The organism is Candidatus Gracilibacteria bacterium, from assembly GCA_028687475.1.
Lineage (GTDB): Bacteria > Patescibacteriota > Gracilibacteria > BD1-5 > UBA2023 > STC-74.
This window is the reverse complement of sequence record JAQUAB010000001.1, coordinates 487,021-502,914: the sequence shown is the minus strand read 5'-3', so window position 1 is coordinate 502,914 and position 15,894 is coordinate 487,021. Positions and strand designations below refer to the sequence as shown.

Annotated in this window: 22 protein-coding genes; 20 read left to right on the top strand and 2 right to left on the bottom strand. The window is 41.9% G+C overall.

What is annotated here, in order from left to right; genetic code table 25:
* Positions 1-36 precede the first annotated feature (36 nt).
* Positions 37-486, bottom strand: coding sequence for an NUDIX hydrolase (locus PHY14_02575; protein ID MDD2693793.1), 450 nt, complete (start codon positions 484-486; stop codon positions 37-39).
* 274 nt (positions 487-760) lie between these two features.
* Between PHY14_02575 and infB the strand changes: the two genes are divergently transcribed.
* Entirely contained in the window at positions 761-3,244 is a 2,484-nt protein-coding gene (gene infB / locus PHY14_02570) for a translation initiation factor IF-2 (protein MDD2693792.1), read from the top strand.
* A 54-nt stretch (positions 3,245-3,298) separates the two neighbouring features.
* Here the strand turns inward: infB and PHY14_02565 are convergent, their stop codons facing one another.
* The gene (locus PHY14_02565; GenBank protein MDD2693791.1) at positions 3,299-3,682 is read right to left on the bottom strand and encodes a hypothetical protein; all 384 of its coding nucleotides are present in this window, start codon (positions 3,680-3,682) and stop codon (positions 3,299-3,301) included.
* Positions 3,683-3,924: 242 nt separating this feature from the next.
* Here PHY14_02565 and infA point away from each other — a divergent pair, with 242 nt between their 5' ends.
* From infA to PHY14_02470, 19 genes are all read left to right on the top strand, one after another.
* A complete protein-coding gene (infA, locus tag PHY14_02560; GenBank protein ID MDD2693790.1) occupies positions 3,925-4,197 on the top strand; it encodes a translation initiation factor IF-1 in 273 nt (90 codons plus the stop codon).
* A gap of 90 nt (positions 4,198-4,287) precedes the next feature.
* Entirely contained in the window at positions 4,288-4,401 is a 114-nt protein-coding gene (gene rpmJ / locus PHY14_02555; GenBank protein ID MDD2693789.1) for a 50S ribosomal protein L36, read from the top strand.
* Between the two features lie 42 nt (positions 4,402-4,443).
* Positions 4,444-4,809, top strand: a complete 366-nt coding sequence (rpsM, locus tag PHY14_02550) for a 30S ribosomal protein S13 (GenBank protein MDD2693788.1) — start codon at positions 4,444-4,446, stop codon at positions 4,807-4,809.
* Between the two features lie 43 nt (positions 4,810-4,852).
* Positions 4,853-5,245 carry a 30S ribosomal protein S11 gene (gene rpsK / locus PHY14_02545; protein MDD2693787.1) on the top strand — a complete coding sequence of 131 codons (393 nt, stop codon included), beginning with the start codon at positions 4,853-4,855 and terminating at the stop codon, positions 5,243-5,245.
* Positions 5,246-5,333: 88 nt separating this feature from the next.
* Entirely contained in the window at positions 5,334-5,954 is a 621-nt protein-coding gene (gene rpsD, locus PHY14_02540; GenBank protein MDD2693786.1) for a 30S ribosomal protein S4, read from the top strand.
* Positions 5,955-6,036: 82 nt separating this feature from the next.
* Positions 6,037-7,014, top strand: a complete 978-nt coding sequence (locus PHY14_02535) for a DNA-directed RNA polymerase subunit alpha (protein MDD2693785.1) — start codon at positions 6,037-6,039, stop codon at positions 7,012-7,014.
* 38 nt (positions 7,015-7,052) lie between these two features.
* A complete protein-coding gene (locus tag PHY14_02530; GenBank protein MDD2693784.1) occupies positions 7,053-7,412 on the top strand; it encodes a bL17 family ribosomal protein in 360 nt (119 codons plus the stop codon).
* A gap of 35 nt (positions 7,413-7,447) precedes the next feature.
* A complete protein-coding gene (gene rplM / locus PHY14_02525) occupies positions 7,448-7,879 on the top strand; it encodes a 50S ribosomal protein L13 (protein MDD2693783.1) in 432 nt (143 codons plus the stop codon).
* Between the two features lie 22 nt (positions 7,880-7,901).
* Positions 7,902-8,297 (top strand): 30S ribosomal protein S9, encoded by a 396-nt coding sequence (gene rpsI, locus PHY14_02520; GenBank protein ID MDD2693782.1) that lies wholly within the window; start codon positions 7,902-7,904, stop codon positions 8,295-8,297.
* 87 nt (positions 8,298-8,384) lie between these two features.
* On the top strand, positions 8,385-8,804 hold the full coding sequence (gene rpsL, locus PHY14_02515) for a 30S ribosomal protein S12 (GenBank protein ID MDD2693781.1): 420 nt from the start codon (positions 8,385-8,387) through the stop codon (positions 8,802-8,804).
* A 120-nt stretch (positions 8,805-8,924) separates the two neighbouring features.
* Positions 8,925-9,380, top strand: a complete 456-nt coding sequence (rpsG, locus tag PHY14_02510) for a 30S ribosomal protein S7 (GenBank protein ID MDD2693780.1) — start codon at positions 8,925-8,927, stop codon at positions 9,378-9,380.
* A 45-nt stretch (positions 9,381-9,425) separates the two neighbouring features.
* On the top strand, positions 9,426-9,698 hold the full coding sequence (rpmA, locus tag PHY14_02505; GenBank protein ID MDD2693779.1) for a 50S ribosomal protein L27: 273 nt from the start codon (positions 9,426-9,428) through the stop codon (positions 9,696-9,698).
* Between the two features lie 79 nt (positions 9,699-9,777).
* Complete coding sequence (locus tag PHY14_02500; GenBank protein MDD2693778.1) at positions 9,778-10,014, top strand: 50S ribosomal protein L32; 237 nt, start codon at positions 9,778-9,780, stop codon at positions 10,012-10,014.
* Positions 10,015-10,085: 71 nt separating this feature from the next.
* Positions 10,086-10,547, top strand: a complete 462-nt coding sequence (locus PHY14_02495) for a transcription antitermination factor NusB (GenBank protein MDD2693777.1) — start codon at positions 10,086-10,088, stop codon at positions 10,545-10,547.
* 26 nt (positions 10,548-10,573) lie between these two features.
* Complete coding sequence (gene rnc / locus PHY14_02490; GenBank protein ID MDD2693776.1) at positions 10,574-11,344, top strand: ribonuclease III; 771 nt, start codon at positions 10,574-10,576, stop codon at positions 11,342-11,344.
* Positions 11,345-11,388: 44 nt separating this feature from the next.
* A complete protein-coding gene (locus PHY14_02485; protein MDD2693775.1) occupies positions 11,389-12,234 on the top strand; it encodes a hypothetical protein in 846 nt (281 codons plus the stop codon).
* Positions 12,235-12,513: 279 nt separating this feature from the next.
* Positions 12,514-14,718 (top strand): ribonucleoside triphosphate reductase, encoded by a 2,205-nt coding sequence (locus PHY14_02480; GenBank protein MDD2693774.1) that lies wholly within the window; start codon positions 12,514-12,516, stop codon positions 14,716-14,718.
* 273 nt (positions 14,719-14,991) lie between these two features.
* Positions 14,992-15,174: an anaerobic ribonucleoside-triphosphate reductase gene (locus tag PHY14_02475; GenBank protein MDD2693773.1), complete on the top strand. Its 183-nt coding sequence runs from the start codon at positions 14,992-14,994 to the stop codon at positions 15,172-15,174.
* Complete coding sequence (locus tag PHY14_02470; GenBank protein MDD2693772.1) at positions 15,168-15,869, top strand: anaerobic ribonucleoside-triphosphate reductase activating protein; 702 nt, start codon at positions 15,168-15,170, stop codon at positions 15,867-15,869. The genes PHY14_02475 and PHY14_02470 overlap by 7 nt, the downstream gene beginning before the upstream one ends.
* The last annotated feature ends 25 nt before the right edge of the window (positions 15,870-15,894 follow it).

Below are 15,894 nucleotides of genomic sequence, written 5' to 3'. Positions count from 1 at the left end.
TTTAGATAAAAAAACACGAGAAATACTCGTGTTTTTTTACATTGAATATTCGGAAGATTCAAATTTTTCTATACAATCGATAGTGTGTGGAATTGTATTTACCTGACGTGCTTCTGTATTTGAAAACCAACCAAAATCTTTATGTTCTTTTGGATTAAGATTAATTTCGCTATGAGGAGGTAGTTGCATAGCATACAGTGCATAAATAAAGTCACCAAAATCATTTCTTACATAATATGTATTAATATATTGTACACTTCTTGCCTGAACAAATAGTTCGGTTTCCTCGTAAACTTCACGGCGCATGCCATCATAGAGTGTTTCTCATTCACGAAGTTTTCCACCCGGAAATCCCCACAGTTGATTTCATTTCACTTGTTGGAGAAGAAGTACTTCTAATGCTTCATTCTCGAATCGATAAATCAAGCATCAAGCAACGGATGTCGGTGTTGAAGAAAAACCTGCAGGTTCTGTGAGGGATAACATGACTTGAAAAATATAAAATATATTGTGGTAAGTGATCCAAGGTAATTTATTTCACTATAAAGTTTATGTATTATTTGTCAAATATTAAATTCTTCTTTTTGACAAAATCCCCATTTTCCATAATATCACCGCACATTTTCGCATGAGTTCTCGCGGACTCTCGTATTTCATATTGTCGAAATACGAGCTTTTCGTGTATTGGCTCTAGTACACTTAGGGGGAAGTTATGAATCTCTCGGTGCACATATCCCTCATGTATAACCATTTTCCCTTCATGGCTCCAAATAGCACTCCTCAGGATGATTATTACGCTCAGATGCAGTCGGCTCAGAAATCAGGTGGTGATGATAAAAAACCACTCAAAATCAAGCTCAAGCCTGTCATCAAAAAAGTGAGTGAGAATACCTCGGAAGCTCCAGTTCCAGAGAGTCAAACTCATACTGAGTCTCCTACAGAAATCAAGCAATCTGCACCAACTCCAAAAGCCCGTCTTGTTGAGCGCGAACATGCGAGTGAGAGTCTCCTTCGTTCTGTGATGAAGCGTGATGCATGAACTCCGAAAGATACTCGTGATGAGAAGAAGTGAGGATTTCCGAAGATTTCTTTCTCCAAGGTAGAATCCAAAGTGAAAGTGCTCGAGAATCGCCCTGTGATGCAGATTCCTGATGAGGTTCCTCGTCGCCGTCGCGAAGATGGAAATACTTCCAATAATAACAATTCATCTGCTCCACAGAAGCGTCTTCGTGATGATATGAAGCCAATGTTTCAGCGTGATATTGGATTTTCGACTCCTTCGAAGGATGGAACAGCGAAGAAATCCAGAAAGGATAAAAATGGAAAAGATATTGTCGATGGAGGATTCCGCAAAGGAGTGAAGACGATTGGTGGTGATGATGATGGAGGATTCCGTCGTGGGAACAAGATTAGTTCCAAGAAAAGAGAGAAAAATATCGAAGAAATTGCCCAGGTACTCGTGGATCGCGCAGGACAAGAAGTTGCCATTGGTGATGTGATTTCTGTGAAAGAATTTTCTGACAAGATTGGTATTCCAGTGGCAAAAGTTATCGGAGAGCTCATGAAGAATGGTGTTCTCGTGAATCTCAATGCGCCAATCGATTATGATACATGTTTTCTTATCGGTGAAGCATTCGGAATCAAGATTATCAAGGAAATTTCTGAGAATGTCTCTGTCTCTGATCTCATGGATGGAAATATCACTGACCTCATCAATGAAGACGAGCCATCTCGACTGATCGAACGTTCTCCGATTATCTCTGTGATGGGACATGTCGACCATGGTAAGACCTCGATTCTCGACTATATCCGAAAAACAACGGTTGCATCGGGTGAAGCGGGTGGTATCACACAAAAAATCGGTGCCTATCAAGTGAAGCGCAATGACAAGAAAATCACATTTCTCGATACTCCTGGACATGAAGCCTTCACGATCATGCGTGCTCGTGGTGCAAAACTCACGGATATCGCAGTTATCGTTATCGCGGCAGATGAAGGTATGAAGCCTCAGACTATAGAATCAATTAATCATGCGAAAGCAGCTGAAGTGCCTATTATTGTGGCAGTGAATAAGATGGATAAGCCAGGGGCGAACCTCGACCTCATCCGTGGACAACTCGCAGAACAAGGACTCCAGCCAGAGGAGTGGGGAGGAACGACTGTTGTGGTTCCAGTATCGGCTCATACAGGGCTTGGTATCGAAGACCTTCTCGATATGATTCTTCTTCAGTCAGAGATTCTCGAACTGAAGGCAAATCCAAATCGTGGTGCGGTTGCAACTGTTGTGGAAGCACATCTTGATCAGAAGCTCGGTTCTGTAGCGACAATCCTCGTGAACACCGGTACTATCCGCAAGGGTGATAATATCGTCTGTGCTGGTGCTTATGGAAAGGTTCGTACACTCAAGGACTACAAGGGAAAAAATCTCGATGAAGCAGGACCTTCTGTTCCAGTTCAGATTACGGGACTTTCTCAGGTAGTAGAAGGTGGAGATATTCTCCAGGTAGTTTCTACTCCAGAACTCGCAACCACTCGTGCGAAAGAGTTTCTCCTCGCGAAGAATAAGAAATCCATCCATGCCTTCGAAGGTGCATCGCTCGGAATGCTCATGTCTCGCCTGAAGTCAGGAGCACTCAAGCAACTCAAAATCGTTCTCAAGACTGATTCGAATGGTTCGCTCGAAGCACTCAAGTCTGCGCTCGTGAAGCTCTCAACTCCTGAGACACAAGTCGTATTCATCCACTCAGCTGTCGGTGATATCAATCAATCTGATGTGATGATGGCAGGAACTTCTCAGGCACTTCTCATTGCCTACAATGTCGGTATTCTTCCTGCTGCGAAGTCAGCACTTTCTCAGTCGAAGATCGAATTCATCGACAAGAAGGTTATTTACCATGTTCTCGAAAAGGTTGAGGCTATCATCACAGGTATGATCGATATCCGCTTCGATGAGGCAGAACTCGGTATCGCGAAAGTGAAGGCAATCTTCTATACAGGAAAAAACAATTCCATGATGATCGTTGGTCTCGGTGTCGAGACAGGAAAGATCGAGAATCGTGCAAAGGTCCGTGTCATTCGCGGAGATCGCAAGGTTGGTTCTGGTGAAGTGGCGAATCTGAAGATGGGGCCACTCGATGTGAACGAAGTGGAAGAAGGAAATGATTGTGGTATCAACTTCAAGGGTGATGTCACTATCGAAGAAGGTGATGTACTCGAGTTCTACAAGATGGTACAGAGAAAATAATAAGGTGTTTTATAAAAAATCCCCAACTCGTGAGAGAAGGGGATTTTCTTATGTTTAATTGGGGAGTCATAACTTGCCTCGAGTATTTTTTATTTCCATCATTATTCCTCTTGGAATTTCGGAAGAAATCCCGAGTATTCCATCTTCATCCCAGTATTTGTCTATAATATACTCAGCAGTTTCCCAAGGATTTTCAAGGTATTTCCATTGCTTTTTGTCAAAAGGTACTCATCGATTCTTACGCGCATATCCCCGGACCTCATATCGTAAATACGGAACAAGACGCTGGAAAACTTGATTTACAGAACTCTGGTTAAGTGGTCCATTGATTCAACCGACGGAATCTATCTTCCTTTTAATAAGAGTACTTAGAGCCCGTTCTTCTAATTCAAAAGGGTTCACTTCTTTCCTCTCCGGGCTATTCATGTTATATGACATAATCAATAGTATTAAAGTGTAAATTTGGCGATTATATATTAATTATACTATATGTCAATTTTATTGTCCTACAATAGGAAAGAGTTCACATTCTTTATACATAAGTTACTCATTCTATACGGGACTTTCCCGCTTCAGTACAGGAAATCAATCTTTTTTTACAAATTGATTTGCATTATCTCATCATTTTTATATACTACACGAGCTTTTTTTGTACGACTACTTTAGAATACTCGATCCTTATGCCAAAAGATGATAAAATCGAAGTTGAAGGGAAAGTGCTAAAAGCACTCCCAGGAGCTATCTTCGAGGTTCAGCTTCCAGAAGCCTTCTCGAACATGGTGATACGGGCATATGTCAGCGGAAAGATGCAAAAGCATCTCATTCGTCTTATACCTGGTGATACTGTCGTGGTTGAGCTCACACCATATGATCTCACTCGTGGTCGTATCGTATTCCGCAAGCCGAATGCCAATGCTCCGCAACGGAATCCACAAAACAACAATCGCAAGTAACTCGAAAATTTCGAGGAAAACAAGGAATGAGAATTATAGTATCATTCCTCGTTCATAGTAATAAAACTTTTCATCTCTAACTTCATTCATATGAAAGTCCGCCCATCTGTTAAGAAAATCTGTGATAAGTGTGTCGTTATCCGCCGAAAGGGGATTGTTCGTGTTATTTGCCAAGAGCCAAAGCACAAACAGCGTCAAGGCTAATCAATTAACAATTTTCAATTAACAACTAACAATTATTGTATTATGGCTCGTATTGCTGGAGTTAATCTCCCCGACAACAAACATGCGGAAATCTCACTTATGTATATATATGGTGTAGGTCGTCCTCTTGCTCAACAGATTCTCACAAAGGTAGGAATTGCTTGGAATAAGAAAATGGGAGATCTCACTGAAGCAGAACTCGATATGATTCGTGAGGAACTCAAGAGTATCATTATCGAAGGTGATCTTCGTCGTGAAGTTGCTACCAATATCAAGCGTCTTCAGGAAATTGGTTCTTATCGTGGATCACGACATAGAAAACGTCTTCCAGTTCGTGGACAACGTACAAAAACAAACGCACGTACTCGCAAGGGTAAGGCTGTGACAATCCAGAACAAGAAGAAATAATATCTCTGTTCACTTCAAAATATAACCTTCTAACTCTCCCATTATGGCAAAAGCTACACTTCGCCGTTCAAAGAAAACACGAAAGAATGTCCCAGAGGCAATCATTTCTATCACAGCAACTCTCAATAATACGCACGTCGTTGTATCTGACCTTGCAGGTCAAGTTCTCACTTGGTCTACTGGTGGTACTGCAGGATTCAAGGGTGCTCGTGAAGCAACTCCATATGCTGCTCAGATTACGAGCGAACAAGCAGTTTCCAAGGCAAAAACAATGCACAATGTTGAACGTGCTTCTGTCTACGTAAAGGGTATTGGTGCAGGTCGTGAACAAGCAATTCGTGGAATCATCAATTCAGGAGTTGAACTTACAGCTATCTATGATATCACTCCAGTTCCACACAATGGATGTCGTAAGCCTAAGGCTCGAAAGCTATAATACTTAGCTATAAACTATAAGATATAAACTATAAGATTTCTTATTTACTATCTTATATCTCATAAATAATCTCTTATCTCTCAAAACCATGCGTTATACAGGACCAAAAATGAAGCTTTGTCGCCGAGAAGGGTACAACCTCTTCGGAACAGAAAAGTACAACCTCGAGAACAATCACCGTCGTGTTAAGCGTGCTGGAAAGATGTCTGAGTTTGGTGTTCAGCTCCGCAAGAAGCAGGCTGCAAAAAGACAATTCGCTCTTTCTGAAAAGCAATTCGCTCGTTACTACTCTCGTGCTGTAAAGACAAATGAAGTAACTGGTGACGCAATGCTCCGTCTCCTTGAGACACGTCTCGATACAGTGATTCTTCGTGCGAACTTCGCTCGAACGATCATGCAAGCTCGTCAGTGTGTGAGTCATGCTCACTTCCTCGTGAACGGTAAGAAGCTCAATATTCCTTCATATGAAGTTCGCGTTGGTGATGTTATCACTATCAAGGAACGCATGAAAGAATCAGCTCTCTATAAGTCTCTCGTTGAAGAATTCCAGGCTTTCGCTTCCAAGAACGCGGCTGCTCAGGTGACTTCCGCAAAATGGCTTACAGTGGATCCAAAGAAACTTTCTATCACAATCACAGCACTTCCTGAAAAGGGTGACTTCGATCAGATGATTGATGTACAGCGTATCATTGAGTTTTACTCAAAATAGTCCCATTCGATTCTCTTAGTATACAGTTCGGTTTTCTCATAAGAGTCATCTCCCCATTTAGCTCTTCACCACATATCGGTTTATGCACATCATCCATAATACCATCGGAGTTCCGAAAATTCGTCGTGAAGTTCTCTCTGCGACTGAAGAAAAGTTCATCATTGAACCACTTCCAAGTGGATACGGTGTCACTCTCGGAAATTCACTCCGTCGTGTCATGCTCTCCTCAATTCCAGGGGCTCGTGTAACAGGTATCAAAATCGCAGGCGCATCTCATGAATACATGACACTTCCAGGTGTTCGTGAATCTATCCTCGATATCATGCTCAACATCAAATCACTCGTGATTGCTAAAGAGACAACAGATATCGAATGGCTTTCTCTCTCAAAGAAAAAAGGTGGAACGGTTACTGGTGCCGACATCAAATGTCCAGGCGGAGTTGAGATTCTCAATCCTGACTGTTACATCACTACTGTTGATACTGGTTTTGATTTCGCGATGCAGATTCGTATCGAACGAAATGTCGGATATACTTCTATCGAAGATATCAAGAAACGTGAAGATGATGTAGAAGTTCTCGTTCTCGATGCAAACTTCTCTCCAGTTATCAATGTAAAATACGAAGTCAAGAATACTCGTTACGGTGAAATCACTAATCTTGATTCTCTCGAAATGGTTGTGACAACAAATGGAGTTATGTCTCCTTCTGATGTCATGAAGTTCTCAGCAAAAATGCTCGAATCTTACTTTGCTCTCTTCAATGAAGAGAAACTCCAGGTTGGAGGTGAGTTCATCTCTGATATCCGTGAGGTTATCGAGAAAGAAAAACAGGAAGTGAAAGCTGATCTCGAAAAGGAAACATACACTCCAATCGAAATCATGGGTCTCTCTCCTCGTACACTCAATGCACTCGTCAACGGAGATATCCTCTCTATCGAACAACTCACCAAGTGTACAGAAGCAAAACTTTCTTCTATCAAGGGATTCGGAAAGAAGGCTATGACAGAAGTTCGAGATGCTCTCAAAACTCGCGGACTCAAACTCCTCGGAGATGATTAGTCTGCAACTACAATTACAAACCTTAAAAATTTACAATTATGCGTCACCGCGTCAAGAAACATCTCCATCTTAGTGGAATGGATAAAGCTCAGAGAAAATCTGCAGTTCGTAATCTCCTTACAGGTCTTTTTACTCACAAGAGCATCCAGACAACTGAGAAACGTGCACTTGCGATTACTCCACTCGCTCATCGTCTTATCGACGTTGCGAATTCAGAACATACTGAATACAACAAGATTCGTATGATTGGTGCTGAACTCTTCACCAAAGAGGCAAGCGTATCTCTTCTCGCACTCGCATGAAAGTATAAAGATCAAAATGGTGGTTATACTCGCATTACTCCTATCAAATATCGTGATGGTGATGCTGCGAAGCTTGTTCGTATCGAGCTCGTATAATCCCTCTCAATCTAAATCTAAAATCTCATAATTCTATGAAAACTCTTGTCGCAAAACAACTCCTTGGAAACGAACGTAAATGGTACGTCGTCGATGCTAATGGAAAAAATCTTGGTCGTCTCGCAACGGGTGTAGCTCGTCTCATCTCTGGTCGTGATCGCGTAGATTTCACTCCACACATCGATAACGGTGCTAATGTTATTGTTATCAATGCTGAGAAAATCGCTGTTACTGGTACAAAAGAATCAGTGAAAATGTACCGCTCACACTCTCAATACATGGGTGGTCTCAAGGAGACAGTTTTCTCAAAGATGCGAACAAAAAACCCAACTCATATTCTTCGTCATGCAATCGAAGGTATGCTTCCAAAAAATCGTCTTAAGAGCGATATGTCTATCCGTCTCAAGCTCGTTGTTGGTACTGAACATGAGTTTGCTGCACAGAAACCTGAAACTATTACTTTATAAGTTCTCCTAAAACCTTACTATTATGTCAGAGAAAAAATACGCATACGCTGTTGGTCGCCGAAAGACTGCAGTCGCTGAAATCCGCCTCTATACAGGAAAGGGTGAAAATACTGCCAACGGTGCAGCACTCGAATCATACGTAAAACGAGCAGATCTTTTTCACAAGATTTACTCTCCACTCAAGACTGCTGGTGTATTCGATGCATTTCACTTTGATGTAAAGGTATCAGGATCAGGAGAGAATGCTCAGGCAGAAGCAATTCGCCACGCTATCGCTCGTGCTCTCGTAGTGAACGATGAGAATCTTCGTAAGGCACTCAAGGGTGCTGGACTTCTCACTCGAGATTCACGTAAGGTTGAACGTAAGAAACCAGGTCTTCATAAGGCTCGTAAGGGTCCATCTTGGTCAAAGCGTTAATCCAACTAGAAACGATAAGATATGAGATATAAGATGTAATTTCTTAAGCATCTCATAGCTCATAACTCATAACTTATAACTTTATTTATGCCTACTATCAATCAACTTGTTCACAAGAAGCGAAAAGATAAAACTCGCAAGAGTAAATCTCCAGCTCTTCAGTTCAACAAAAATACTTTGAAAAAAGAAATGAGCCCACTTTCTGCTCCACAGCGTCGTGGTGTTTGTCTCAAGGTGTATACAAGTACTCCAAAAAAGCCAAACTCTGCCCTCCGAAAGGTAGCAAAGGTTCGTCTCACAAACGGTTATGAGGTTATATCATATATCGGAGGTGAAGGACACAATCTTCAAGAACACTCAGTGGTTATGCTTCGTGGTGGTCGTGTGAAGGATCTTCCAGGTGTACGATACCATATCGTACGTGGTGTTCTCGACTGTCAGGGTGTTGATAAGCGTGGACAAGGACGAAGCCTTTACGGTACTAAGAAACCAAAGGCAAAGAAATAGATATAGGTGGTCTTTGTCATTGCGAGCGAAGCGTGGCAATCCAGTTATAAAAAGGGATTCTCCTTCGGAGAATGACAAAACCAAAAATCAATAAACTATTAAACTATTAATCTCTCAATTATGAGTACAAAAGGAAGCGTAGCATTCACAACAAAGAACGAACGACTCTCAAAGTTCGTGAACTATGTCATGAAAGAAGGTAAAAAAACTCTCGCGTTTAAGATTCTGAATCAGACTTTTGATATCCTCCGTGAAAAGGGATATACAAATCCTGAGGAAGTATTCGACAAGGCAATTGATAATACTATGCCAAAGATCGAATGTCGTCCAAAGCGCGTTGGTGGTGCTATCTACCAAGTACCAACTGAAGTTCCTCCAGGACGTTCATTTGCTCTTGCATCTCGTTGGATTCTTGCGGCAGCTCGTGGAAAGAGTGGAAAAGATTTCTCTCACTTCCTTGCACAAGAGTTTATCGATGCTGCTACTGAAACTGGTACAGCTGTCAAGAAAAAACTTGATGTCTACAAGATGGCTGAGGCGAACAAGGCATTTGCTCGTTTTGCAAACAACAGATAGTCAATAATTAACAAATTAGTAATTAAAAATTAACAATTATAGGATATGGCTCATAAAAAAGCGATGGGTTCGACCGCCAATGGTCGTGACTCGGTTGCCAAAAGACTTGGCGTAAAGATCTACGGTGGACAACCAGCATTTTCTGGAAACATCATTATTCGTCAGAAAGGAAATACTTTCTGGGCTGGTAATGGAGTTGCTCAGGGTGATGATTTCACACTTTTCGCAGTTCGTGATGGTGTAGTGAGCTTCCAAGAGAAGCGTCGTACTCGTTTCGACGGGCGTGTATATCGTGATATTTACGTTTCGGTTGTGTAAACAATGAACGATTAATAATTAACAATGAACACTATAGAGTTCCTTAATTATTAATTATTAATTATTAATAATTCTTCTTATGACTATCTCTCCTCAGCAACAACTCTCAAAAGTTCGCGGAAAAAAGCGTTATTCTGCTTGGCTCAAGCTCAATGCAAAACGTCTTAAGGATCTTGTATCACTTCAATACAATGAAGCAGGTGAAGCAACAGCTCTTTCTCACTTTGCATCTCCAATTACTGGTGAATACAAGGGACGAAAAGTTATCTCTATCCGAACAGGAAAAGGGAAGACTCCTACAAAAATTCGTGCCTAATACGACAAAAGAGAAGCTTTTAGGCTTCTTTTTGTTTTCCAGAATGGGACTTATTTTCTAAAGCTTTGGTTATGGTTTCTCGTCGTCGTACTCGTGAGTATCTTCTTCAGGCTCTCTATGCTCGCGCAGAGCTCGGTTCTTCTTATGATCGTGCAACTTTCACGGAGAGTTTCTTTCAGGGGGATACTCCTGATTCTTTTGAGTACTCATATGTCGATATGCTTGAAGGTGTGATTTTGCCACATGAAGCAGAACTTCTCTCGATTATCAGTCATCTTGCTCCGAAGTTTGATCTGGCAACGATGCCAGTACTTCATATATTGATTCTGATGATTGCACTTTCTGAGATTCTGTATGCGCAGAATCTTGGTATTCCTGAATCGGTCAGTGTGAATGAAGCAATTGAGCTTGCGAAACGTTTTTCCGATGATCATGGAAAAGGATTCATCAATGGTGCACTTTCTACATTTCTGAAGGAACGCGAGAAAATCCTTGCAGAAAAGAAAAATGTAAAGTTTCGAGTATTTAAATAAATCCCTTTTAGTCCTAATTTTTTATTATGACCCGCACTTCTCTTCGTTTTGATCGAGATGTGTTTGAATCGAAGGTAGAATCGCTTCTCACTTCGCTTCAGATACAGCCGAAAGATATATCTCTTTATGTGCTTGCTTGTGTGCATCGTTCGGTTCTGAATGAATCACAGACAGGCTATTCTGAATCCAATGAGCGACTCGAATATCTCGGTGATGCTGTTCTTGAACTTTCTGTGACGAGGGCACTCTTTTTTCATTTCCCAGAAAAACCAGAAGGGGAACTCACAGATATTCGTTCTGCGCTCGTACGTGGACGTAATCTCGCAGAGATAGCGAAGCGTTTGACTGTTACAGAAGCAATTCAGCTTTCTCGAGGGGAATCACTTGCTGGTGGACAAGAAAATGCCTATATTCTCGCGAATACGCTGGAAGCATTGATCGGAGCGCTGTATCTCGATCAGGGATTTGAGATTGCCGATGCTTTTATTCAGAAACATATTTTCTCGACACTCGATCATATTCTCGAGAATGGACTCTATGTCGATCCGAAATCATACCTCCAGGAAATTACCCAAGCTCTCTGGGGAATTATTCCAGTATATACCGTTATTGCAGAGGAAGGAGCAGATCACAACAAGACGTATATTATCGATGCAACACTGGGAACCGTTATTCTTGGTCAAGGAAAATGAACGAGCAAGAAAAAAGCTGAACAAGATGCTGCAGAAAAGTCGATTTCTCAGAGAAAAGAATGGGAATGAAAAATTACACTTCCGAAGAAAACGTATGGGAAATAGTTTCAACTTTTGCTTTTCTTTTCTGATTCTGTTATAGTCTCAACATGATTCAACTCCAACCCCACGAATATCCGAAGGATTTCTACTATCACCGTACTGGTTCAGCAACATATCGAAAATACCTCGAGTCATGTGGACTCACCACTTTTGATATCAATCATCCACCTCAATTTGCTTGGAAGAAAAAACTTTTCGGCAATACGGTGGCTATTATCAAGTATGAACGAACGGATGTGGAACCAGATATTGAGATGCTTCGTTCGACGCTTGGCGTGAAGCATGGGATGATCGCATGGATACCATATTCTCGCACCGAAGCACCAAAATGATGGAGACGACTCTATCTCACAGATCATTTTCAAGAGACGGGATATTCACTTCTCGAAGATGAGAACTATCCGAAAAAATGGAACGAACGTGCTCGACGTGCTCGCAAGAAATTCCTTGTTTCTGGAGGTGTTGTAAAGGCAGTATCAGCAGCTGAATATGTAGAAGCATTTCGTGCGACAAAAGTGAAACATTGGTACAAAAGCGACTATATTTCGTACTACAAAAAAATCACTTCTATTGGTGGAGAAAGTATTCGACAATGGCTCTGTTATGATACTTCTGGAAAAGCGGTTGCAGGACTTTCTGTGCATGACTTCAACGGAGATCATTCCGTACATCTCTCAGCATTTACTGGTAAGGATGCATATCCGATACAGTGAGGTACAGGCCTTATCGATGAATGGTACAAGGATTCTCTTGCGCGAGGTGTCAAGTATCTCTCTTTCGATCAACTCCGACAGAAGTGAGGACCGAACGAACAGAAATGATATACGGAATTCAAGAAAAACTTCATCGATTTCGGACTTTCGTTTCCGAAGGCGTATTTCCGGTTTTTTTAATGGTTAGGTTATTTATCAATATATTGTGTTCTATTATGATAATAAGTATCAATATATTGTGTTATTAAAATAAAGAGAGAGTATATTTCAGTAGAGAAATAGAGAAAGTCCAAATAGCTGATACGTGGCTTCCTCATACTCCGCGAAAAAGTCGATCCAGAAAAATGGTCGACTTTTTTCGAAAATGAATTGCTTTTTCATCATATAAACTATATATTGTGTTTGTTAGTTAGCTTGAGTAACTATATATTGATAATTTTAATTTACTCTTTTTGTGTTATGGCAATCTACAAGATAAAAAAACGAAATAGTACCATCGTAACATTCGAGCGGATCAAGATAGAATTCGCAATAGAAAAAGCAATTCGAGCGGTTGGTGGGAGTGATTTTTCGACGCTTCCGAACATGGTGGATGAGGTGGTGGATTTGACAGAATTTCGTCACGGAGATGATATCCCAACAGTGGAACAGATTCAGGATATTATCGAAGAAGTCCTCATCAAGCATGAGCATGATACCGTCGCAAAGGCCTATATCCTCTATCGAGCAAAGCGAACCGAGGCACGAGACGATACACAGATCATGCTCGAAGTGGGGAAGACGCTCGAAGAATACCTCGAGAAGAGCGATTGGCGCGTGAATGCGAATGCGAATTCTGGATACTCTCTCGGAGGACTTATCCTGAATACCTCAGGAAAGATGACAGCGAGTTATTGGCTCTCACATATCTATCCGAAAGAAGTCGGGAATGCGCACCGAAATGGAGACTATCACATCCATGATCTCGATATGTTCTGTGGATACTGTGCCGGATGGAGCCTGAGACAACTTCTCGAAGAAGGGTTCAATGGTATGCCGAACCGTATCGAATCCGCACCGCCAAAAAACCTCCAGGCTGCCGTGAATCAGATGATTAACTTCCTTGGCACACTCCAGAATGAGTGGGCAGGAGCTCAAGCATTCTCATCATTCGATACTTACCTCTCACCATTTGTGCACAAGTACAGTGAGGAGATCCGAGAGGATATCGAGAAGAATCAGATGAGTTTCCCGAGCGAAGCAATGAAGGAAAAATATATCGAAGACAAGACGTATAATTATGTACTTCAACAGATGCAGAATTTCGTTTTTGGGCTTAATGTCCCATCCAGGTGGGGAACGCAGACACCATTCACGAATATTACACTCGATTGGTCATGTCCAGAAGACCTTACCGATAAAGCACTCCATCTCGGAGGATATGAGAAGTGACTTTACTCGAAAACCTATGGAGAACTCGATAGGGAACGTGAGGTAGTGAATCGAGCACTTCTCCAGGTCTACAGTGAAGGGGACTATCGTGGACGAGCCTTCACATTCCCAATCCCGACGTACAATATCACTCCAGATTTTCCATGGGAAAGCGAGGCAGTGAATTCACTCTTCGATGTGACGGCGAAATACGGACTCCCATACTTCCAGAACTTCATCGGTTCTCAGTACAAGCGAGTTCCTGATAAGAATGGGAATATGATGCGCGTCGAGAATCCTGATGCCTACAAGCCAGGAGCGGTACGATCGATGTGTTGCCGTCTCCAGCTCGATCTCAGAGAACTCATGAAGCGAGGAAATGGACTCTTCGGTTCTGCAGAAATGACCGGTTCTATTGGAGTGGTGACTATTAATATGGCGCGTATCGGATACCTCCATAGAGGCGATAAAGAAGGATTCAAACTCCGAGTCTATGAGCTCATGGATCTCGCGAAAACCTCCCTCGAGATCAAGCGTAAGGTGCTCTCTGAGTGGCTCGGAAAGTGACTCTATCCATACACCTACCGGTATCTTCGTTCCTTCCGAAACCATTTTTCTACGATTGGGCTCAATGGGATGAATGAAGCGATCATGAACTTCACAAACGGGAAGGAAGATATCACCACAGACTTCGGTCGCGCATTCGCCACTGAGATTCTCGACATGATGCGAGAAGTTCTGAAACAATATCAAGAAGAAACAGGAAACATGTACAACCTCGAAGCAACACCCGCAGAGGGAACGACCTACCGATTTGCCCGTGAAGACAAGCGTCAGCATCCAGAAATGTTCCAGGCAGGGACGGAAGTGAATCCATACTACACGAATTCGACACAGATTCCTGTGAACTTCACAGACGATGCCTTCGAAGCGCTCGACTATCAGAATGATCTCCAGTGCAAGTATACCGGAGGAACGGTTCTACATCTCTACATGGGAGAGCGAATTTCTGATGCTACGGCGTGCAAGAACTTCATACGAAAAGTGATCGAGAACTACCAGCTCCCATATATCACAGTGACACCGACATTCTCCATCTGTCCGAAGCATGGCTACGTCAATGGAGAGCATGATTTTTGTCCGAAATGTGATGCAGAGATCGGATTCACTGGTCAGAAATTCGATATGAATGCCCGAGCCCCATACACGGCGGATGCTGAGAAAAAACAGGAACTCGAAACAATCTTGCTATAAAGTTCCTGTCATTGCGAAGAATGAAGCAATCCAGTATTTCTGAATCTGAGCGTACTTTTGTGAGACCAAAAGTACCAAAAATCTTTCCAAATCTTCCATGCTTCATTTTGGTATTTGTACGAGTTTGATTTCCTAAAATGCAAAAACTCGTTCGTACCTCACTCAAACAGTTTGCATTTCTTCACAGAAATCTGCACTGACAAATACGAAAAATTTGCATAAGGAAGAATACCTATACATTTTCAAATTCTTACTCTTTCACCCCTCTTTTCTATGGACCACTTCTTCGATGCCAATGGCAACAAGATCGAGCGAACTCGCTGTGAGATCTACACTCGTGTCATGGGTTACTATCGCCCAGTAACACAGTTCAACAAAGGAAAAAAATCCGAGTTCTACACGCGGAAGTATTTCGATGAGAAAGAGAGTATGAGTAACCAAGCGTGCGCATGTTAGTATCTGGACTTCAGAAGCTCTCACTTCTTGATTATCCGGGAAAAGTCGCTTGTGTCGTCTTCACTCCCGGATGCAATCTTCGCTGTGGATTCTGTCACAATCCAGAATTCGTGCTTCCTGAGAAACTTCTCTCTATCAAGGCATCTTTTCTGGAGGAACGAGAGTTCTTCGACTTTCTCAAGAAGCGACAAGGGATTCTCGACGCGGTTTCTATCTGTGGCGGAGAGCCGACGATGCATCAGGATTTACCTGATTTCTGTCGGCGGATCAAGGAGCTTGGATTCCTCGTGAAGCTCGATACGAACGGGAGTCATCCAGAAATACTCGCTCATCTTCTTGAAAAAAATCTTATCGATTATGTTGCTATGGATGTGAAGCATATTTGGAGTAAATATCAGGAGATTACGGGAAGAGATATTGAGATTTCGAAATATCAGGAAAGTATAAAGCTTATTATTGATTCCGCTCCTGATTATGAATTTCGTACGACGGTAATTGATGGTGTACATTCTCAGGAAGATATTCTCGAGATAGCATCATATATTCAGGGTGCGAAAGCATATTATCTCCAGAACTATCGTCCTGGAGAGGTTCTTGATCTGAGTTTTGTTGGTTCCAGTTTTACAGAAGAAAAATTGGTGAGTATTGCGAATGAGGTTAATCGAAAATGACTACACTGCACGGTAAGAAAATAACTTGACATATTTTAATATGGTATAT